22 protein-coding genes are annotated in these 18,331 nt (G+C 67.9%); 7 read left to right on the top strand and 15 right to left on the bottom strand.

Annotated features, from left to right (window positions below; all coding sequences use genetic code 11):
* Positions 1-84 precede the first annotated feature (84 nt).
* The 3 genes from OG453_RS23455 to OG453_RS23445 all read right to left on the bottom strand — a co-directional run bounded on the left by OG453_RS23455 (position 85) and on the right by OG453_RS23445 (position 3,645).
* Positions 85-825: a transglycosylase SLT domain-containing protein gene (locus OG453_RS23455; protein WP_266870415.1), complete on the bottom strand. Its 741-nt coding sequence runs from the start codon at positions 823-825 to the stop codon at positions 85-87.
* 391 nt (positions 826-1,216) lie between these two features.
* Positions 1,217-2,539, bottom strand: coding sequence for a PhoH family protein (locus OG453_RS23450; RefSeq protein WP_266870414.1), 1,323 nt, complete (start codon positions 2,537-2,539; stop codon positions 1,217-1,219).
* Positions 2,540-2,871: 332 nt separating this feature from the next.
* Positions 2,872-3,645, bottom strand: a complete 774-nt coding sequence (locus OG453_RS23445; RefSeq protein WP_266870413.1) for an isoprenyl transferase — start codon at positions 3,643-3,645, stop codon at positions 2,872-2,874.
* Between the two features lie 110 nt (positions 3,646-3,755).
* On the opposite strand from OG453_RS23445, the gene mgrA reads away from it, so the two are divergent.
* The gene (gene mgrA, locus OG453_RS23440; protein WP_266870412.1) at positions 3,756-4,793 is read left to right on the top strand and encodes an L-glyceraldehyde 3-phosphate reductase; all 1,038 of its coding nucleotides are present in this window, start codon (positions 3,756-3,758) and stop codon (positions 4,791-4,793) included.
* Positions 4,794-4,866: 73 nt separating this feature from the next.
* Here mgrA and OG453_RS23435 read toward each other — a convergent pair whose 3' ends face one another.
* Positions 4,867-5,343: a hypothetical protein gene (locus tag OG453_RS23435; RefSeq protein WP_266870411.1), complete on the bottom strand. Its 477-nt coding sequence runs from the start codon at positions 5,341-5,343 to the stop codon at positions 4,867-4,869.
* A gap of 562 nt (positions 5,344-5,905) precedes the next feature.
* The gene (locus tag OG453_RS23430) at positions 5,906-6,295 is read right to left on the bottom strand and encodes a helix-turn-helix domain-containing protein (protein ID WP_266870409.1); all 390 of its coding nucleotides are present in this window, start codon (positions 6,293-6,295) and stop codon (positions 5,906-5,908) included.
* 64 nt (positions 6,296-6,359) lie between these two features.
* On the opposite strand from OG453_RS23430, the gene OG453_RS23425 reads away from it, so the two are divergent.
* Entirely contained in the window at positions 6,360-7,523 is a 1,164-nt protein-coding gene (locus OG453_RS23425; RefSeq protein WP_266870408.1) for a winged helix DNA-binding domain-containing protein, read from the top strand.
* 27 nt (positions 7,524-7,550) lie between these two features.
* On the opposite strand, the gene OG453_RS23420 is transcribed toward OG453_RS23425, so the two are convergent.
* The gene (locus tag OG453_RS23420) at positions 7,551-8,306 is read right to left on the bottom strand and encodes a class I SAM-dependent methyltransferase (protein ID WP_266870407.1); all 756 of its coding nucleotides are present in this window, start codon (positions 8,304-8,306) and stop codon (positions 7,551-7,553) included.
* A 162-nt stretch (positions 8,307-8,468) separates the two neighbouring features.
* On the opposite strand from OG453_RS23420, the gene htpX reads away from it, so the two are divergent.
* From htpX to OG453_RS23405, 3 genes are all read left to right on the top strand, one after another.
* A complete protein-coding gene (htpX, locus tag OG453_RS23415) occupies positions 8,469-9,368 on the top strand; it encodes a zinc metalloprotease HtpX (RefSeq protein ID WP_266870406.1) in 900 nt (299 codons plus the stop codon).
* Between the two features lie 2 nt (positions 9,369-9,370).
* Positions 9,371-9,934, top strand: a complete 564-nt coding sequence (locus OG453_RS23410; RefSeq protein ID WP_266870405.1) for a hypothetical protein — start codon at positions 9,371-9,373, stop codon at positions 9,932-9,934.
* A 76-nt stretch (positions 9,935-10,010) separates the two neighbouring features.
* The gene (locus tag OG453_RS23405; protein ID WP_266870404.1) at positions 10,011-10,346 is read left to right on the top strand and encodes an antibiotic biosynthesis monooxygenase; all 336 of its coding nucleotides are present in this window, start codon (positions 10,011-10,013) and stop codon (positions 10,344-10,346) included.
* A gap of 21 nt (positions 10,347-10,367) precedes the next feature.
* Here the strand turns inward: OG453_RS23405 and OG453_RS23400 are convergent, their stop codons facing one another.
* The gene (locus tag OG453_RS23400) at positions 10,368-10,886 is read right to left on the bottom strand and encodes an ATP-binding protein (protein WP_266870403.1); all 519 of its coding nucleotides are present in this window, start codon (positions 10,884-10,886) and stop codon (positions 10,368-10,370) included.
* 269 nt (positions 10,887-11,155) lie between these two features.
* On the opposite strand from OG453_RS23400, the gene OG453_RS23395 reads away from it, so the two are divergent.
* Both OG453_RS23395 and OG453_RS23390 read left to right on the top strand, forming a co-directional pair.
* Positions 11,156-12,007: a helix-turn-helix transcriptional regulator gene (locus OG453_RS23395; RefSeq protein ID WP_266870401.1), complete on the top strand. Its 852-nt coding sequence runs from the start codon at positions 11,156-11,158 to the stop codon at positions 12,005-12,007.
* Between the two features lie 11 nt (positions 12,008-12,018).
* Complete coding sequence (locus tag OG453_RS23390) at positions 12,019-12,210, top strand: hypothetical protein (RefSeq protein WP_266870400.1); 192 nt, start codon at positions 12,019-12,021, stop codon at positions 12,208-12,210.
* 847 nt (positions 12,211-13,057) lie between these two features.
* Here OG453_RS23390 and OG453_RS23385 read toward each other — a convergent pair.
* From OG453_RS23385 to OG453_RS23350, 8 genes are all read right to left on the bottom strand, one after another.
* The gene (locus tag OG453_RS23385; RefSeq protein WP_266870399.1) at positions 13,058-13,426 is read right to left on the bottom strand and encodes a helix-turn-helix domain-containing protein; all 369 of its coding nucleotides are present in this window, start codon (positions 13,424-13,426) and stop codon (positions 13,058-13,060) included.
* Positions 13,423-13,797, bottom strand: a complete 375-nt coding sequence (locus OG453_RS23380; RefSeq protein ID WP_266870398.1) for a type II toxin-antitoxin system RelE/ParE family toxin — start codon at positions 13,795-13,797, stop codon at positions 13,423-13,425. The genes OG453_RS23385 and OG453_RS23380 overlap by 4 nt, the downstream gene beginning before the upstream one ends.
* A 74-nt stretch (positions 13,798-13,871) precedes the next feature.
* Positions 13,872-14,531, bottom strand: a complete 660-nt coding sequence (locus tag OG453_RS23375; RefSeq protein WP_266870397.1) for an OmpA family protein — start codon at positions 14,529-14,531, stop codon at positions 13,872-13,874.
* A gap of 3 nt (positions 14,532-14,534) precedes the next feature.
* Positions 14,535-15,143 carry a hypothetical protein gene (locus OG453_RS23370; protein WP_266870396.1) on the bottom strand — a complete coding sequence of 203 codons (609 nt, stop codon included), beginning with the start codon at positions 15,141-15,143 and terminating at the stop codon, positions 14,535-14,537.
* Between the two features lie 32 nt (positions 15,144-15,175).
* A complete protein-coding gene (locus OG453_RS23365; protein WP_266873101.1) occupies positions 15,176-15,784 on the bottom strand; it encodes a pilus assembly protein TadG-related protein in 609 nt (202 codons plus the stop codon).
* Positions 15,781-15,999: a hypothetical protein gene (locus OG453_RS23360; RefSeq protein WP_266873100.1), complete on the bottom strand. Its 219-nt coding sequence runs from the start codon at positions 15,997-15,999 to the stop codon at positions 15,781-15,783. The genes OG453_RS23365 and OG453_RS23360 overlap by 4 nt, the downstream gene beginning before the upstream one ends.
* A 447-nt stretch (positions 16,000-16,446) precedes the next feature.
* Positions 16,447-17,349, bottom strand: coding sequence for a DUF5936 domain-containing protein (locus OG453_RS23355; protein ID WP_266870394.1), 903 nt, complete (start codon positions 17,347-17,349; stop codon positions 16,447-16,449).
* 13 nt (positions 17,350-17,362) lie between these two features.
* A complete protein-coding gene (locus OG453_RS23350; RefSeq protein WP_266870393.1) occupies positions 17,363-18,313 on the bottom strand; it encodes a type II secretion system F family protein in 951 nt (316 codons plus the stop codon).
* Positions 18,314-18,331: the final 18 nt, after the last annotated feature.

Genomic DNA, 18,331 nt, shown 5'->3' with positions numbered 1-18,331 from the left:
GAAGTTGTCGGACTGACCGTACACGGCTGAGACCCCCCACCGAAGGACGGTGAGGGGTCTCCAAAAGGCTGAGCGACAGGCGGCTCAGTACCAGTTGTTCGCCTGCCAGAAATCCCAGGCTCCGCACGGGCTGCCGTAGCGGTCGTTCATGTAGTTCAGACCCCACTTGATCTGCGTGGCGGGGTTCGTCTGCCAGTCGGCTCCGGCCGAGGCCATCTTGGAGCCGGGCAGTGCCTGGACCAGACCGTACGCACCCGAAGAGGGGTTGCTGGCCTGGTAGTTCCAGGTGGACTCGTGGTCGACTATGTTGCTGAAGCACTGGAACTGGTCCCCGGGGACCATCTGCCGTGCCATCGCCTGGACGTCCGCGACGGAGTACGAGGACTTCTTCGCGAAGTCGCCGGCGTCACGCGTGGAGGAACGGCTGGCCTTGGTCTCGGCCGCCTCCTCGCGCTCCTTCTTGTCGGCTGCCTTCTCGGCTGCCTCCGCCTCCTCAGCGGCCTTCTGCTTCGCGATCGCCGACTCGGCGGCCTGCTTGCGCGCCGCTTCCGCCGCTGACTTCTTCGCGGCCGTGTCGGCAGCGGTGGCCTGTGCGTCGGCCTGCTGCGTCAGGGACGCGGTCTGTACCTGGGCCTGCTGGCCCGCGGGTATGTCTGCGAGGAGAGTCGCGTCGCTTGCAGTCGCCTCGAAGTCGTTGTCGCTCGAGGCGCCCTGGGTGCTGCCCGAGGCGACACCAACGACAGCGCCGACGGTGGTGACCGCGGTGGCTGACGCCACGGCGAATCCCCGGACCGAAATCCGGCTCACACGGTTTCCTTCCAGCATCGCCCGCATAGGTGACCTCGCGGACGCAATCGTGCCCCTGGCGCTGGCCTCCGCTTGGTACTCGGTCACGGGAGGCACGGGCCCGGTGGACAACTCCCGTTACGGGAGCGCCGCGTGGTGCTTCGGGCGGCATGCGACGGCCACTATGAAGTTCTGCTGTTCCTGAGTTGCGGTACCGCTGGGGGTACAGGTGTGTCGCATGCGGGGCCTGACAGGACCCAGACTCTGCCGCAGCCGGACGCCGCAAGGCAATTCTCCGTTGCGTGTGAAAGCTCACACCTCGTTTGCCCCAGGAGTTTTCAGGAAAGTGGCACACGCCAAGACGCCGCCCGGCTAGGCTCCTTCGCTTCGCCGGGCGGCGCCAACTATCGCGTAACCACCGTGAAATGGTTCAGATCTGACCGTCCTCCAGCATTTCGGTCACGAGCGCCGCGATCTGCGAACGCTCGGAGCGGGTGAGTGTCACGTGGGCGAAGAGCGGATGGCCCTTCAGCTTCTCGACGACGGCGACGACCCCGTCGTACCGACCGACGCGCAGGTTGTCGCGCTGGGCGACATCGTGGGTCAGTACGACACGGGAATTCGCGCCGATACGCGACAGAACGGTCAAAAGAACGTTCCGCTCCAGGGATTGGGCCTCGTCGACGATCACGAACGCGTCGTGCAGCGAGCGTCCCCGGATGTGCGTGAGCGGAAGCACTTCGAGCATGCCGCGCGCGGTCACCTCCTCGATGACCTCTTTGCCCGCCACCGACCCCAGGGTGTCGAAGACGGCCTGCGCCCAGGGCCCCATCTTCTCGGCCTCGGTGCCGGGCAGATAGCCGAGCTCCTGCCCGCCCACCGCGTACAGCGGCCGGAAGACCATCACCTTCTGGTGCTGCCTGCGCTCCAGGACGGCCTCAAGTCCCGCGCACAGCGCGAGCGCCGACTTGCCGGTGCCCGCGCGGCCGCCCATCGAGACGATCCCGACCTCCGGATCGAGGAGCAGATCGAGCGCGACCCGCTGTTCCGCGCTCCTCCCCTTGATGCCGAAGGCCTCACGATCGCCGCGTACGAGACGGACGTTGCCGTCGGCCGTGACCCGGCCGAGCGCCTTGCCCTTCTCGGACTGGATGGTGAGGCCCGTGTGGACGGGCAGGTCGGCCGCCTCGGGGACGTACAGATGGTCTTCCTCGAAGAGGAGGTCCACCTGATCGCCGGAGAGGGTCAGTTCGGACATTCCGGTCCAGCCGGAGTCCGTGATGGCGAGCTCGGCGCGGTACTCCTCGGCGAGGAGTCCGACCGATGACGCCTTGATCCTCAGCGGCAGGTCCTTGGAGACGACCGTGACGTCGTACCCCTCTGCCTGGAGATTGCGCGCTACGGCGAGAATCCGAGAGTCGTTGTCCCCCAACCGGTAGCCGGCCGGAAGCACGCCGGGATCGGAGTGGTTGAGCTCGACGCGCAGCGAGCCGCCCAGGTCGCCGATCGGGATCGGCGCGTCCAGGCGTCCGTGCCGGATGCGGAAGTCGTCGAGCAGGCGCAGCGCCTGCCGGGCGAAGTATCCGAGCTCCGGATGGTGCCGCTTGGCCTCAAGCTCCGTCACCACGACGACGGGCAGCACTACTTCGTGCTCGTCGAAGCGGGTCAGGGCGTTCGGGTCTGCGAGCAGAACGCTGGTGTCGAGAACATAGGTGCGCCTGTCGGGCATGCGGCGCTTTGTGCTGGTCACCACGGAAGGACGTACCCCCTCGGATGAGGTCGGGGAGCGACGGGAAGGATGCCGGGAGAAATCCGGACCGGCTCTCGACCGCAGTGCGCGGGCCGAGCTCCGGCCCTCCACTTCGCCCGTGCTCACCGCACGGTCGTCCTGGTGCAAAGGGCCTCCCGGGCGGACGGCCCCATGCCGCCCGCTGAGATACGACATCCGTGATTCGGATGTCGACCTGGAAGGCTTATTCCCTCGAACAAGCGCAGCCATGCCATGGCATATGACGGCGCGTCCGTGAACTCTGGGTTACTCACGCCTCACCGACATGAGCACCCGCACGAGGGCCTTTCCGGGGGTCAGCCGCCGAAACGCCGGTTGCGGGCCGCGTAGTCACGCAGCGCACGCAGGAAGTCGACCTTGCGGAAGGCCGGCCAGAAGACGTCGCAGAAGTAGTACTCGGAGTGAGCCGTCTGCCAGAGCATGAAGCCGGAGAGACGCTGTTCACCACTCGTACGGATCACCAGGTCCGGGTCCGGCTGGGCCCTGGTGTAGAGGTGCTTGCCGATGAGGTCGACGTCGACCTTGTCGGCCACCTCGTCGAGCGACTGCCCCTTGTCGGCGGCGTCGAGCAGCATCGAGCGGACGGCATCGGCGATCTCCTGGCGGCCGCCGTAGCCGATCGCGACGTTGACCACTATCCCGTCGACGTGGGCCGTGGCCTCCTCCGCCTCCTTGAGGACGTTGCGCATGCCCGACGGCAGGATGTCGGTGGCGCCGACGTGGTGGACGCGCCAGCGGCCGTCGCTGCCGAGGGAGCGGACCGTGTCCTCGATGATGCCGAGGAGCGGCCCCAGTTCGTCCTGGGGGCGGTCGAAGTTGTCCGTCGAGAGCAGCCACAGCGTGACGACCTTGACGTCCGTCTCGCTGCACCAGCCGAGGAACTCCTCGATCTTGTCCGCGCCTGCCTGGTGGCCCTGGGCAGTGGTGGATCCGGCGGCCTTCGCCCAGCGCCGGTTGCCATCCATGATGACCCCGATGTGATTGGGCACCTGGGCATGGTCCAGGTGGCCTTCCACCCGGCGTGCGTACAGCCTTACCAGCAGGCCGCGCAGCCTGTCCCGCAGGTTCACGGTCGTTTCAGCCCCTCCATGCAGATGGCAGTCCCCGAAGGCGAAAGCCTACCGCCGTAGGGGCGGGCCTCCTCCCTCGGGTGGGCCCGCACTGAAGTAGCTTCGTACCCATGAACGACACGTCTCTGTATCGCGCGGCAGCGGACCGTTACGACTCGATGGAGTACCGGCGAACGGGCCGCAGCGGCCTGAAGCTCCCGGCGATCTCCCTCGGCCTCTGGCACAACTTCGGTGACGACAAGTCCCTGGACAGCCAGCGCGCCATCCTGCGCCGCGCCTTCGACCTGGGCGTCACGCACTTCGACCTGGCGAACAACTACGGCCCGCCGGCCGGTTCGGCGGAGCTCAACTTCGGCAAGATCTTCGCGCAGGATTTCGCCGCATACCGCGATGAACTGGTCATCTCGACCAAGGCGGGCTACCTCATGCACCCCGGCCCGTACGGCGAGTGGGGTTCGCGGAAGTACCTGATGTCGTCCCTCGACGCGTCGCTCAAGCGGATGGGCGTCGACTACGTGGACATCTTCTACTCGCACCGCTTCGACCCGGACACCCCGCTCGAAGAGACGATGGGCGCGCTCGCGTCCGCCGTCCAGCAGGGCAAGGCGCTGTACGTGGGCGTCTCCTCGTACAACAGCGAGCAGACCGCCGAAGCGGCGCGGCTGCTGCGGGAGATGGGCGTGCCCGCGCTCATCCACCAGCCCTCGTACTCGATGATCAACCGCTGGACCGAGGACGACGGACTGCTCGACACCCTTGAGGACGCGGGCATGGGCTGCATCTCCTTCGTGCCGCTCGCCCAGGGCCTGCTCACGAACAAGTACCTGAAGGGCATTCCGGAGGGTTCACGGGCAACCCAGGGCAAATCGCTCGACCCGGAGCTGCTGAGCGACGAGGTCGTGCGCCGCCTCAATGGCCTGAATGACATCGCCGCCCGCCGCGACCAGTCGCTCGCGCAACTGGCTCTGAACTGGGTTCTGCGCGACGAGCGGATGACGTCGGCGCTTATCGGTGCCTCCAGCGTGAAGCAGTTGGAGGAGAACGTGGCGGCGCTGGCGGGGCCGAAGCTGACGGACTCGGAGCTCGCCGAGATCGACACGTTCGCGGTGTCCACGCCCGGCACCAACATCTGGGCCGGGCGGGGCTAGTCGCTCCGCGGGGAACTGAAGTACACGGCTGCGGGTTCGTTGCGGCTGGTCGCGCAGTTCCCCGCGGGTTTTCTTACGTGCGCGGGCGCTTGAACCACGCGCCCGCGATGCCCTGGGAGAGCAGTACGACGACGGCGATGGCGCCGAGCAGGGGCAGCAGGCCTGCCGGGTTGCCGTTGGCCGCGCCGCCGAGGGCCATGGCGATCTGCACGCTCATCAGGACGATGCACGTGACGCGGATGCCGTTGCCCACGGTGCCGTAGCGGAAGGCCATGCCCGCGGAGACCAGCAGGCAGACGTTGACTCCGAGGGCCGCGCCCGCCGTCTCCGGGTTGACCGTGAAGATCAGGCCGATCGAGCCGAGGACGAGGAGTCCGCCGAGGACCCAGAGGACTATCTGTGCGGCGCGGACGACGCCGGGCATCTTCTGCGGGGCGACCGGACCGTACCCGTACCCGTATCCGGGGTCCTGGGCCGGGCCCGTATAGGTGGGGAGACCGGCCTGCGGGTTGTGCTGGGGGCCGGACGGCGGGGGGAATTGGTTCGACATGTCCCTGACCATATCCGGAGACCTTGCGTCCGGGTTCTGGTGGCCCTTCCGGCAGTCCGTCGTCCGGGCACAAAAAATCGGGCCGGTCCGTGGGGGGGAGACGGACCGGCCCGAGGGGGGGTTTCCACCATAACCCTTCGTAAGGGATGGCGCGCGCATCGGCGCGAGACAACTACTCTCCGAGACCGCCCGGCGACTCCGTGACGACTACGCAGCCCTGTTCCACCACCGGATTTCGGCCCCCCGGGCGGAATTTCGGCCGCGCGGGGCCTTAGCCCATTGGGGGGACGCGAGGTGGGGCGCCGGCTTGACGCGGCCGGCGCGGGGGCCGCGGCGTCAGTGGCGGGTGAGGGCGCGCGGGGCCGCGCAGCCCCCTCCACCGCGCGGCACCGCACACGTGGCTTTGCTCACGCGAATTCGCCTTGGTCTGAACTTACGTGATGCTGGGGGCTGGATCGAGCCAGTCCGGATAACGATGCGGAATCAACGCACCCTGTTCTGGCATCACTTGCCTAACGATCGGGGCGCGGGGCAACCTCTGGGGCGTTTCTGACGTCAGGCCTCAGGCGACCTTCTCGTCGCACTTGCCCTGCCGGTTGGCCACCAGGGCCTTCATGTGCTCGTCGCCCCAGATGCCCAGCGGGATCAGCGCGGCGTTCAGCGACTGGCCGAGGTCGGTCAGCGAGTACTCGACCTTGGGCGGCACCTCCCGGTACACCTCGCGGTGCACGATGCCGTCGGTCTCCAGCTCGCGCAGCTGCTGGATGAGGACCTTCTCGCTGATGCCGGTGAGGTTCCTGCGCAGCTCGCCGAAGCGCTGGACCTTGCCCGCGTGCAGCGCCCAGAGGATCATCGGCTTCCACTTGCCGCCGACGACGTCCACGGCGGCGTCGAGCCCGCAGGCGTACAGCGGCTTGCTCTCTTTATTGCCCTCCGCACCGGTCTTCGGCATGGTCCACTCCTCATATCCGTACGTACGGCCGCCTGCCCGATCGACAGTACAGAGGAGATCGCCGATGAGCGTCGCTGTTTCATGGAGCGCGGCCAACGCCCGGCGCATGGAACGGCAGTTCCTGCGTACGGCGGCGAAGCCGGGCGAGGCGACGCCGGCCGACGCCGTCGACGCGATGCTCGCCGCACAGGCGCAGGTGCTCTCCGCCGCCGAACTCTCCGTGGGCGTACGGCTGGAGGGCGCGACCCGGCAGGACGTGCGCGAGGCGCTGTGGGGCGATGCTCCGAGCCTGGTCAAGACGTTCGGGCCGCGGGGCACGATCCACCTCCTGCCGAGCGCCGAACTCCCCCTCTGGACAAGTGCGTTGCCCGCCGTACCCGGTGGCCCGAGCCCCTTCAAGGCGGAGGCGGGCATGACGCCAGAGCAGACGGAGGAGGTCGTCGCGGCGATCGGTGCGGCGCTGGACGGGACCCGGCTGACCATCGACGAACTGAGCGACGAGGTGTTGGCGCGGACCGGCCCCTGGGCCGGTGACCTGGTGATGCCGGCGTTCCAGGGCATGTGGCCGCGCTGGCGCCAGGTCATGCACAAGGCGGGCCAGCGCGGCGCGTTGTCCTTCGCACCGAACCGCGGCCGCAAGGTGACGTACACCCGCCCGCCGCAGGTCGGGGCGCCCCTGGACGCGGAGACGGCGTCGGCGCGTCTGGTGCGGCGGTTCCTGTACGCGTACGGCCCGGCGACGCCGCGCGAATTCGCCAAGTGGTTGTCAGGACCGGCGGGTTGGGCATCCGGGCTCTTCGCCTCCCTCGCCTCGGCCGGGGAGATCGAGGCGGTCGACATGGACGGTGAGCCCGAGTCGTACGTGGTGACGGGCGACACGACCTTCCCGGAGGAGCCGGTGCGGGGCGTGCGGCTCCTCCCCTACTTCGACGCGTACGTCATCGCCTCGCACCCCCGCGCCCGGCTCTTCCCAGGCCGTGCCTACGAGCGCGCGCTGGCCGGCGGGCAGGCGGGCAACTTCCCCGTGCTCCTGGTGGACGGAACCGTGGCGGGCGTCTGGCACCAGCGCCGCTCGGGCCGCCGGACGACGGTCACGGTCGAACCACTGGGCCGCTTGAGCGCGGGGCAGGAGCGGGAGCTCGCGGGGCAGGTGGAACGGGTGGGTGAGGTCCTGGAGGCGCGGGCGGAGTTGGTGATCGGGGAAGTGACGGTGGGGGCGCACGCGTAGCCCACGATTCTGGGGGGGGCTCCGGAGTCAACGCTTCCGGGCGTCGAAGAGATGCCGGGTGCTGTGGGCGATGAACGGGCCCTGCGCCTCGATCTGCTCGTGCAGCTCCCGCAGCCGCGGCCGGTACTTGTCCACGGAGAAGTCGGGCACCATCCAGACGACCTTGCGCAGGAAGTGCACGACGGCACCGACGTCGTAGAACTCCATCCGCAGCCGCTCGGCCCGGAGGTCGATGATCTCCAGTCCCGCCGCCTCGGCCTCGGCACGCTCCAGGTCCGGACGCCGCCCGTTCCTGACCTCCTCCGGCTGCGCCCCGAGGAAGTACTCCACGACCTCGAAGACGCTCGCGGGCCCTACGTGCTGGGCGAAGTACGTCCCGCCGGGCCGCAGCACCCGCGCGATCTCGGGGAAGTTCGCCTTCACCGGGTGCCGGCTGGTGACGAGGTCGAACGCCTCGTCCGCGAACGGCAGCGGCGCGTCGGCAGGAGAGGCGACGACGACCGCGCCGCGCGGATGCAGGAGCGCGGTGGCCTTGGCGACGTTCGGCGGCCACCCTTCCGTGGCGACGGCGCACGGCGGCAGCACGGGTGCGGAGGCGAGGACCTCACCGCCGCCGGTGTCGAGGTCGAGCGAGGCGGAGGCGTGCCGCAGCCGCTCGGCCATGGCCTGGGCGTACCTCCAAGAGGGCCGCTCCTCGGTGGCCCGCCCCTCGAACCAGGAGAAGTCCCAGCCTTCGGTGGGGGCGGCCTCGGCCTCGGCCACAAGGTCATCGAAGCTGCTCATGGCCCGATCCTCGCACCCTGCGGGGCACCGCTCACCTGGATTTCCCCCTGGCGCACTGACCAGGGATTTATCTCACGTATAGGCAACAAGAGGCACAATCGGTGCATCAGCGCAGTTCGTCGCGCTGATGCATGGCTTAGCGCGACGTGTTGTGGAGGAGCCATGGCACAAACCCGATTCGCTCCCGACCGCGGGCTGACCTCGCGCATGGTCATGACGATGTTCTTCATCGGCCTGCTGTACGTCGTGGTCGTCGGTGTCCTGGTGGTGCTGCTCGAGGGCGCCTGGGTGGTGATCACGCTCGTCGCCGGTGGGCTCTTCATCGCGCAGTTCTGGTACAGCGACCGGATCGCCGCGTTCAGCATGGGGGCGCGCGAGGTGACGCCGGAGCAGGCCCCCGAGCTGCACGGCGCCGTCGACCGGCTGTGCGCACTGGCGGACATGCCCAAACCGCGGGTGGCGGTCGCCGAGTCGGACGTACCGAACGCCTTCGCGACCGGCCGTAACCGGAAGAACTCGATGGTGTGCGCCACGACAGGGATGCTGCGCCGTCTTGAGCCGGAGGAGCTTGAGGGTGTGCTCGCCCATGAGCTCTCGCATGTCGCGCACCGTGATGTCGCGGTGATGACCATCGCGTCGTTCCTGGGCGTGCTGGCGGGAATCATCACCCGGGTCGCCCTCTGGAGCGGTGTCGGACGCGACAGCCGGGATCAGAACGCGGCCATAGCGGTGCTGATCGTCACCGCAGTCAGCGCCGTCGTCTACGCGCTCAGCTTCCTGCTGACCCGGCTCCTGTCCCGTTACCGGGAACTGTCCGCCGACCGTGCCGCCGCGCTGCTCACCGGCCGCCCGTCAGCCTTGGCGTCCGCGCTGACGAAGATCACCGGGCAGATGGCTCGGATACCGACCCGCGATCTGCGCAAGGCGGAGCCGTTCAACGCCTTCTACTTCGTCCCGGCGTTCCACAAGGAAAGCTTCAGCCGCCTGCTGTCCACCCACCCGACGCTGGAGCAGCGGCTCGACCAACTGGGCCGTATCTCCGCGCAGTTGGGACGGTCGTGAGCATGGGTTTCCTCGACGCCATCCTCGGCCGCAGCAAGCCGGTACGGCCCGACCTCGACCAGCTCTTCGCGCTGCCGTCCGCCGCCGTCACCCTGCAGGCCGCGGCCGGTTTCGCACCCACCGGCCTGGGGTCGGTGTGTTTCGCCAGCGTGGAGGGCGGGGCGTTCTCGCGGATCCAGGAGGAGGCGCGGGCGCTGCTCGACGGCCCGGTGGAGTTCAGCCAGGACGCGTACGGCTACACATGGCTGCTCGTGCGGCATGCCACGGAGGACGTCGCGGGCCTGGTCAACGACCTGCACGCGGTCAACACGTCCTTGGCGGAGGCCGGTTTCGGACCACAGCTGCTGTGCTCGCTGATCGGATTCCGCGATGAGCAGGACCGGGCCCTGGCCCTGGTCTACCTCTACAAGCGCGGCTCCTTCTATCCGTTCGCACCGCGGCCGGGCGGGGGCGAGAAGCGCGACAACCCGGTCGAACTGCAGGTGCGGGCGATGCTCGGGGACGATCTGACGATCGAGCGCGATCTGGCGCGGTGGTTCCCGGTGTGGGGGGCTCCGGGGCTCTGACGGAGGGCGGGGCGTCACCGTCTCCGGCCAACTGCCGCTTATTCGGCCTTAATTAGGACACGCCTAGGGTTCGATCATGACCACAGACAGTCAGCCCCCAGAGTCCGTCACCTTCATCAACGTCTTCGAGATCGCCGCCGAGGACGTCGACGCCTTTGCCGAGAAGTGGGAGCAGCGGGCCGCGATCATGAGCAAGAAGCCCGGCTTCATCGATACGAAGCTGCATCGGGCCCGCGCCGCGGACGGGCGGTTCCAGCTCGTGAACGTGGCCCACTGGGAGAGCCAGGAGGCTTGGGAGGCGGCCACCGCCGACCCCGGGTTCGCCTCGCGGACGAATGCCGCGCGGGAGTCCAAGGAGACTCCGGCTACGCCGAATGCGGGGCTGTACGACGTGGTCGTGCAGTTCCCCTAGCGGTACCGGGCGCCGCGTCCGCTAGGAGCCGGGCGCCTTGCCGTACTCCCGGGCGCCCTGCCGCGGCAGGACCGCCCACATCCGTGTACCGCCGCCAGGCTCCCTCGCGTCCCCGAAGCCCCATTCGCCCCCGCAGGCGCGGACCACGCAGGCGAGTACGCGGAGCGCTGCGCGGCGGCGGGTGTCACAGGCCGCCGCCAGGCGTGGGTTCGTGTGCCGGGGGTGTCCGTCGTAGAGGATCACCCGCAGGGTGCCGTCGCGGTAGCGGAGGCTTACGTACACCTCCGCTGCGGGCGTGAACCTGCAGGCGCAGGCGGCGAGTTCACCGAGGGCCTGGACCGTCGCGTCCGTGACGTCCTGCAGGCCGTGGGCCTGGAGGATGACCCTGGCGGCGCGCCGGGCGACGGCTGGACTCGCGAGGCTCGCGGGGAGCGTGAGGCTGTAGGCGAGGTCCTCTGCGGAGGGCGGCAGGGCCCCGGGGGCACCTCTCCGGTGTCGTACGTCGAGGTGGTCGGGGCAGGTTGTGACTGTTGCGGGCATGGCTAACTCCCTCGGATGGCGGGTGAGTTACTGGCCGCACGGCCGGTGGCCTGTCTCCCTGACGCGGGCCGACCCCTCCCAGGGCAGGAGATTCTGGGCAGGCTCACGCAATGCACTTCCGGCTGCGCCGAGCGTAAGTGGTTCATTACTCACTGTAGGGGTAGCTGGGGTACGTGTGCCACCTTCAAGTGCACATTGCCTACTGCAAGTTGGACCAGTGCGGCCCGCAGGAGGCAGACTGACCCCGTCGAGCGGGGAGGAATGCACTGATGGGCACACGTGCCGCGCCAACGGAGCGCCAGAAGCGGCTGGGTGCCGAGCTGCGCAGGATGCGGGTCGCAGCCGGCCTGACCACCGAGTACGCCGCCGGACTGCTCGGACTGGATCGCACGAAGGTCTCCAACATGGAGTCGGGCGTCCGCGCCACTTCGCCCGAGCGCATTCGGATACTCGCCAGCAACTACGACTGCGCAGACGAGGCGTACATCGACGCGCTGGCCGCCATGGCCGACCACCGCAGTCGCGGATGGTGGGAGCAGTTCAGAGGGAGCCTGCCTCAGGGCCTGTTGGATGTCGCCGAGTTGGAGTGGTCCGCCACCCGACTGCGCACCCTGCAGACCGTGCACGTACCCGGGCTTCTCCAACTGGGTGGATACGCTCGCGCCATCTTCGACGCCGCCCTGCCGCCCCTGCCGAAGTCAGAGGTGGAACTACGCGTGGTGCACCGGATACACCGTCAGCAGGTGCTGGACCGAGAGCGACCCGTCGACTACGTCGCGTACGTCCATGAGCTGGCCCTGCACATGCAGTTCGGCGGGCGACGCTCAATGAGGGAACAGCTCCAGCACCTCTGCGAGATGTCTGAGCGGGACAATGTGGACGTACTTATCCTCCCGGCGGAGGTCGGGGCCTTCCCGGGTGCCGGCCACGCAGTGATGTACGCGAACGGCAGCGTTCCCCAACTGGACACCGTGCAACTGGACTCCGCACACGGCGGCGAGTTCACTCACGCCGAGTCACAGCTCGCCAAGTACCTGGCGCACATGGACTGGTGGCACGCGAAGGCGCTCGGGCCCAAGGAATCGCGCAACTTCATCCACAACATCGCCCATCAGCTCTGAGGAGAGCCACCATGGCCGACATCACCTGGGAAGAGCCCTTCTGCGCAGAAGGTAACAACTGCTTCCGCATAGGGACCGACGGCGAAGGCAGCGCTTACATCGCCGTGGCCGGCCAAGAGGACCGGCACCTCACCGACACCGAGGAAGCCCTCCGTACTCTCATCCGCGAGATCAAGGCGGGGAAGGCGGATCACCTGCTCTAGCGGGGCTTCGGTGATCCGGCGTTGTGTTGGCGCCGGGGCCGCCCGGTTGTCCCGAGGTTGGCGGTTCCGGGCCGGGAGTCAAGGGCGCTCCGCTGCGCTGCGCGTCGGCTGCGCCGATTCCGCTTCGCTCCACCCTTGACACCCACCCCTCCACCGCGAGAAGCCATATGACCGGGCGGCCACGAAGCGGGGCTCTCGGGGATGGTGGGGTTGGGTCATCCGGCTTCGCTGCCGGGTGCGGACTGGTTCGTATCAGCACAGCCGGGTGGGAGGGGTGCGCGGCCGGTCCGGGGATCGGTGCCGGTCTCGTCAAGCGTCTACCGGCCGGATCTTCCGGGGTGACCGTCGCTTCCCGGTCGAGAGGTGGGGGTGGGAGACCTACTTTGGAAAAGTAGTGTTCTGGCACAAGGGGGGCGCACGCGATAGGCAAACGCAACTTTCCCAAAGTAGGTCCCCCATACCCCCTCTCGTCGAGGGCCGGTCCGCAGACGTTTGACGAAACCGGGACCCATCCCCGAGCAGACCGCGCGCCCCGCCACCCGGGGCGCGCTGCGACGAACTAGTCCGCACCCGGCCGTGAAGCCGGACGACCCAACCCCACCATCCCCGTGAGCCCCGCTTCGCGGCCGCCCGGTCATCACGCTTCTCGCGGTGGAGGGCTGGGTGTCAAGGGTGGCCCGAGGGGACATCGGCGAAGCCGACGCGCAGCGCAGCGAAGCGCCCTTGACTCCCAGACCGGAACCGCCACCCTCCCGAAAACCGGGCGGCCCCGGCGCCCTCACAACCGCCGCGTCGCCGAAGCCCCCGCAGCGAGTCGACGTGCTGCCGGAACGCCAGGTCCTGACGATCACGCCGCTGAGGAACGTCCATCCGCCGATGCCCCGTCGGGCCCGGAATCGTTGTGCGCGGTGAACACAAACGCCGAGGTGTCGCCGTCCAGGTCAATGGTCAATGCCGCGTCGAGCGCCTTGGCCAGGCGCGTTAGCAGTTGCAAGGTCGGCACGGAGTCTCCGCCCTCGATATTCGAGATCTGCGGCTGCGTCATCTCGGCACGGCGGGCCAGTTCACTCTGCGACAGGCCAAGTTCTGTGCGCCGGTCATGGACCGCCTGGCCGAGTGCGAACGCATAGCCGGCCTCGACGTACGCCGGGGACTCTTCGAGCGATTCCCCGGCTAGCTTCCTGGTCCTGCGGGTCTTCCAATGGGAGTGGTTCACGACCCCTCCTCCTTGATCCGGTCATAACTGTGCTCGGCAGGTCCATGCTCCGCCTGGCACTCCTTCTGGGCCTGCTGGGCACGCTCGACCTCTGCGACTTCGCGCTGCCTGGTCTTTCGGAACACCGTCAACAGCACGATGCGGCGGTCGGGAGCCAGCCAGTATGTGATGCGCACGGCGTTGCCATCCATGATGAAACGCAGCTCGCGCAGCTTGCCGCCGAGGTGGCGGGAGTACGGCTCACCAAGGGTGGTCGGGTCCGCCGCGAGCATGTCAGCCGCTCGCTCAGCCTTGTCGTAGTGGGTGTCCGACAACAGTTCCAGCCACTGCCGGACCTCCGGCTCAATCTCAATCCGCCAGGGATCACTCACAGACTCGACTATACAGAAATCTATATAGCCAGGCGATCTGCCACCGCGTGTGGGCGGAACTGGTCAAGGCTCGGTCAGTCCTGGCCCCCGGAGGGGGTCGTCCCCGTGTCCGCTCCGGAACCCCGCGGGAAGGACACCTCGACCCGGCGGTTCTTCTTGCGGCCCTCCTCGGAGCCGTTGTCCGCGATCGGGTAGTCCTCGCTGTAGCCGCGTACCGCGTACGTGACCTCTGGGCCCAGGTAGCTCGCCAGCTTGTCGTGCACCGCTTCCGCGCGGTCGCGCGACAGCTTCTTGCCGTGGCTGTACGAGCCGAGGTCGTCCGTGAAGCCGAACACCCGGACGTTGGTTGCCTTTTGGGCCTTCGCCTCCTCGGCGATCGCCTTGATGCGCGCGTTCGCCTCCGGGTTCAGCTTGGGGCTGTCCTTGGGGAACAGCACCTCTGCCTGGAGGGCGAATTTGACGTCGGTGTTGGTGTCCTCGCGGCGTTCCTCGCCGCCGAGGTCTTCGACGACGGACTTGATGTCCAGGACCTTCGCCGGGGCCAGGGTCGCTCCGTCGGCCAGCTTCAGACCGGGGCTGTTGGAGTCGACTTCCTGGGGTGGGGTGGAGGTTGTGCTGTCCGGGGGTGCGCTGGGGTCGTCGTCGTCCGCGTGGGCGGCGGTGCCGGTGAGGAGGATGAAGGCCGTGAGGGTGGCCGTGGCTGTGGCCAGGGTGCGTGATCGTGGGTGGGCCATGGGTCACTCACCCTCGGAGAGTTCTATGGAGGCGGGGGGCATGGCGCCTACCTGGAAGGCGACTTTGCTGGTGCCTTCGGGCGGGGCCGGGAACTGCGCGTACCAGTCCGTCGTTTGGCCGGGCTTGACGCCACCCGTGAAGTTGGTGCACAGGCACCGGCCCTCTGTGTCACGGAGGACGAGGTACTTCTTCTTCCCGGTGTTGTCGATCAGGTTGGCTCCCGCCACCGACGAACCGTTCTTGTTCAGCTCTCGTTCCTCGCCACGCCAGTTGGCGGCAGCCCAGAACCGACTACCACCGTTCGTCACCTTGCCCGAGATTGTGACGAAGCCGCCCTCGTCACGGACGGCAGACGAGACCGTCAGGGTGATGCTCTCCTCACCCTTCACCTCTGCCAATACCTCGTCCGCCGCGGGGGCTTGGCTATCCTCATCCTTCTTCTCGTCACCCTCATTGCCCTTGGCAGTCGCAGGTGACGAAGCCCCCTTCTCAGACTTGTCATCGCTGTCACCGCCCCCTCCACCACAGCCGGCGACCGTGAGGACCAGCCCAGTAGTGATCGCCACAGCGGTCATTGCCCTGCGGGTCTTTATGGTGCGCCGAATGTTCATCGGTACAGCTTCCTTCTTTCGTCGATCGCTCATCAGTCGGCCAGGTGGACGGAGAAGAGAACGGACGCATCCGGGAGATCATCCAGATCGAAATCGTCCGGATCGATCTCGAAGGAGTCGCCACCGTCGCAGTCGAATTCCACGGCCTTCTCTGGGTCTGCGGACGGAGCAAGGCCGCAGCGCGGTTTGATGATTGCGGTGGCCTCGGCGTTGGCGTGCTGGGACTCCGTGCCCGGAATGATCGAATCGCCAACGGTGTAGTTCGTCTCGACCTTCGCCCAGAAGCCCGGGTAGCCGTTCACTTCGTCGGGCCCAAAGGCCGTGACCGTCGAGTCATTGTCAGCAGCCAGCGCATCTGCTGCGCCACGAGCCCCATCACCGGTGAACTTGTCACCGTCGAGCCAGTCGAGCCACTCGTCTCCATCACCGATGGACTCCCCTAGCCCTTCGACGAGCTCTTCCCTCGCATCCTGCGCTGCCGCCAGAGCCGCCGCATCAGCAGCTGATTGGGCGCCATTGCGCGCAGATGCGGCCTGGGCGAACGCAAAGAACGCGAACGCAACAAAGAGCAGAATCCCCGTCATCCAGATGTAGATGGGGAGAGTCTGCCCAGTGTCACTGAGAAAGCGTCTCCGGCTCAGCCGCCGATTACGTCCGACACCGCGTCCTGAATCGCGCCGGAGATCTGTCCATCGAGACCCAAGCCGTCGATGAGCACGAAGATCCCGGCAATCAAAATCATCAACCCCGCATACTCCACAAACCCAGCCCCCGCATCCCGCTCCCTCCCCCGAACCCGGGAAGCCACGGTCACGGTCCAGTCGACCCAGACTCTGAGTACGCGATCCTTCAGCACGACGGCCCCTTCTCTCCCACCCGATACACGCACCGCTGGCGCAACCAATTCCGACGCCGCTCTCGTCATAGGCAACGTACGCGAGATCATGTGACCCAACAGCCACTCTCCGCAACCAATGCCGTTTCAGCCGCGCAAGTTGGCGAGTTCCCTTCCCCGGTGGCGAGGTCATCACGCGCCCCGGAGGGATACGGCGGAGGTCCGCGACCGGTCAGTCGGTGGGGCTATGTGGTTCACGACTTCCCCTCCCGTGCGTCTTGTGAACTCGCTGTTTGCAAAGGGTTGTTGGAGGAAGAGGGGCCGAAGGGGCGCTTCGGCGAAGCCACTGCGACCCTCCCCCCATCCGACAGACTGTCCCACATCTCGTTGCAGCCGCGAAGAGGTTTCGCCCAGTGGCTTGATAGCTGCGCCCGCCGGCAGGCGCCCCGCACCGCTCACAGCAATCCCTCACTTTCCCAGGATCGAGCCGAAGTCCGAACCTGAGCCGAGGAACATGCCCGCCGCGATCAGGATCATCGTCGCCGGGAGCATGAAGACGAGGGTCACCATCGTTGCCTTGGGGATCGTCTTCGCCGCCCTGCGGCGGGAGTTCTGGGCGTCGGTGCGGCGCATGTCCGTGGCGAGTTGGATGAGTGTGTCCGCGATGGGGGAGCCCAGCTCCTCGCCCTGCTGGAGCGCCGAGACGAATTGTGAGACCTGTTCCGATGCGTTGCGTCGGCGCAGCTCGTCGAAGGCCTGGCGGCGGCTCACTCCCATGTCCATCTGGCGGAGCGTGATGCGTAGTTCGTCCGCCCACGGCCCCTCGTACTTCTCCGCGACGCGGTCCAGCGCCTGGCGGAAGCCCAGGCCCGCCGAGACGACCACCGCCAGGACGTCCAGGAAGTCGGGGAGAGTGCGGTCGATCACCTCGCGGCGTTCGCGGATCGCCTGCCAGATCAGGGCGTCCGCCGCCCCGATCCCGAAGGCGAAGGTCAGGGCGCCGAACAGCGACGAGCCGTTCGTGAAGAAGATCAGGCCCATCACCAGGCCGAAGATGCCGTACACCGCCCGTCGCGCCGCATAGCGGTCGATCGTCAGGCCGCCCGGGTTTCCCGCCATGTCGATCTTGCGGCGCTTGGCGTCCACCCGCTTCGGGCCCATCAGGCGCAGGACCAGCGGCGCGAAGCGGATGCCCAGGCGGTCCACCGCCGAGCCCGCCGCCGAGACGCGGGTGGCGCCGACCTCCAGGGCGATCGCCAGGTCCGAGGGGAGTTTCGCCTCCGCGCGGTACATGCGGATGCCTTGGCAGATGCCCGCCACCGCCAGGCCCATCACCGCCGCCACCGCCAGACCGAAGACACCAGAAGTCAACGTAACCCTCCCCCTACACTTCGATCTTGCCCAGGCGGCGGATCACGAAGAAGCCCACCGCGTACAGGCCCAGCGCGATCAGGATCAGCATCTGGCCCACCGGGGAGCCTGTCACTCGTTCCAGGGCGCCCTCGTTGGACGAGTTGATCAGGAGCAGCGAGCCCAGGCCCAGGAGCGGGACCGTGAACGCCGTCGCGTTGACCTCCGAGAGCATCGTGCGGACCTCGCGTCTCGTCTCCTTCCTGTCCTCCAGGGTCTGCGTGAGATTGCGGAGGGAGTTCACGACCGAGCCGCCCGCCTTGTTGGACAGGACCAACGTCGTTACGAGCACTATCAGTTCGCGGGACGGGAGGCGTTCCGCCAGTTCGCCCAGGGTGTCGTCGATCGAGCGGCCCAGCGTCAGCTGGTCGGCCACCATGGAGAGTTCTTCGCCCGCCGGGGCTTCCAGTTCTTCCGCCGCCATCGCCAAGGACGTACGCAGTGCCAGGCCCGCCGCCGTCGCGTTGGCCAGGATGCGGGCCACGTCCGGGAGTTGGTTGATGAAGGCCTCGATGCGTTTCTGGCGTTGCCAGTTGAGGAACACCACCGCGCTCCAGACCGCCACCACTCCCGCGATCGGGCCGAAGAACGGGGCCAGTGACGCCGCCGCTATCAGCCACAGCGCGGCGACGACTGCGACCACGTAGACGAAGAACTCGCCTGCCGTGAGATTCAGTCCCGTTGCCGAGAGGCGCAGGTGGATGGTGCGGCCCAGGCGCGTGCGGCGCAGGCGGCGGTCCACCGCCGAGAAGCGGCGGCCGCGGCCCGTGGGACCGCCGTCGCCCTCGCCGGGGCCGATCGACAGGCGGTCCACCAGGGCTTGGCGCTGGGCGCGGCCCGTCGCGTACGCGTGGACGCCCGCGACCGCGAGCGTGCCGGTCAGGATGGTGGCGCCGAGGGCCAGCAGGGCGGCTTTGTTCTCCATCAGGCCGTGACCTCTCGC

It is taken from the genome of Streptomyces sp. NBC_01381 (assembly GCF_026340305.1).
In the GTDB taxonomy this organism is placed as follows: Bacteria; Actinomycetota; Actinomycetes; order Streptomycetales; family Streptomycetaceae; genus Streptomyces.
Note: the sequence above shows the minus strand (reverse complement) of the source record. Positions and strands in the feature narration are given on the sequence as shown.

What these genes read in the sequence shown, in the direction of transcription:
- OG453_RS23455 (WP_266870415.1), bottom strand. Translation starts at nt 825, where the DNA reads ATGCTGGAAGGAAACCGTGTGAGCCGGATTTCGGTCCGGGGATTCGCC.
- mgrA (WP_266870412.1), top strand. Translation starts at nt 3,756, where the DNA reads ATGAACGACACGTCTCTGTATCGCGCGGCAGCGGACCGTTACGACTCG.
- OG453_RS23435 (WP_266870411.1), bottom strand. Translation starts at nt 5,343, where the DNA reads ATGTCGAACCAATTCCCCCCGCCGTCCGGCCCCCAGCACAACCCGCAG.
- OG453_RS23430 (WP_266870409.1), bottom strand. Translation starts at nt 6,295, where the DNA reads ATGCCGAAGACCGGTGCGGAGGGCAATAAAGAGAGCAAGCCGCTGTAC.
- OG453_RS23425 (WP_266870408.1), top strand. Translation starts at nt 6,360, where the DNA reads ATGAGCGTCGCTGTTTCATGGAGCGCGGCCAACGCCCGGCGCATGGAA.
- OG453_RS23420 (WP_266870407.1), bottom strand. Translation starts at nt 8,306, where the DNA reads ATGAGCAGCTTCGATGACCTTGTGGCCGAGGCCGAGGCCGCCCCCACC.
- htpX (WP_266870406.1), top strand. Translation starts at nt 8,469, where the DNA reads ATGGCACAAACCCGATTCGCTCCCGACCGCGGGCTGACCTCGCGCATG.
- OG453_RS23410 (WP_266870405.1), top strand. Translation starts at nt 9,371, where the DNA reads ATGGGTTTCCTCGACGCCATCCTCGGCCGCAGCAAGCCGGTACGGCCC.
- OG453_RS23405 (WP_266870404.1), top strand. Translation starts at nt 10,011, where the DNA reads ATGACCACAGACAGTCAGCCCCCAGAGTCCGTCACCTTCATCAACGTC.
- OG453_RS23400 (WP_266870403.1), bottom strand. Translation starts at nt 10,886, where the DNA reads ATGCCCGCAACAGTCACAACCTGCCCCGACCACCTCGACGTACGACAC.
- OG453_RS23395 (WP_266870401.1), top strand. Translation starts at nt 11,156, where the DNA reads ATGGGCACACGTGCCGCGCCAACGGAGCGCCAGAAGCGGCTGGGTGCC.
- OG453_RS23390 (WP_266870400.1), top strand. Translation starts at nt 12,019, where the DNA reads ATGGCCGACATCACCTGGGAAGAGCCCTTCTGCGCAGAAGGTAACAAC.
- OG453_RS23375 (WP_266870397.1), bottom strand. Translation starts at nt 14,531, where the DNA reads ATGGCCCACCCACGATCACGCACCCTGGCCACAGCCACGGCCACCCTC.
- OG453_RS23370 (WP_266870396.1), bottom strand. Translation starts at nt 15,143, where the DNA reads ATGAACATTCGGCGCACCATAAAGACCCGCAGGGCAATGACCGCTGTG.
- OG453_RS23350 (WP_266870393.1), bottom strand. Translation starts at nt 18,313, where the DNA reads ATGGAGAACAAAGCCGCCCTGCTGGCCCTCGGCGCCACCATCCTGACC.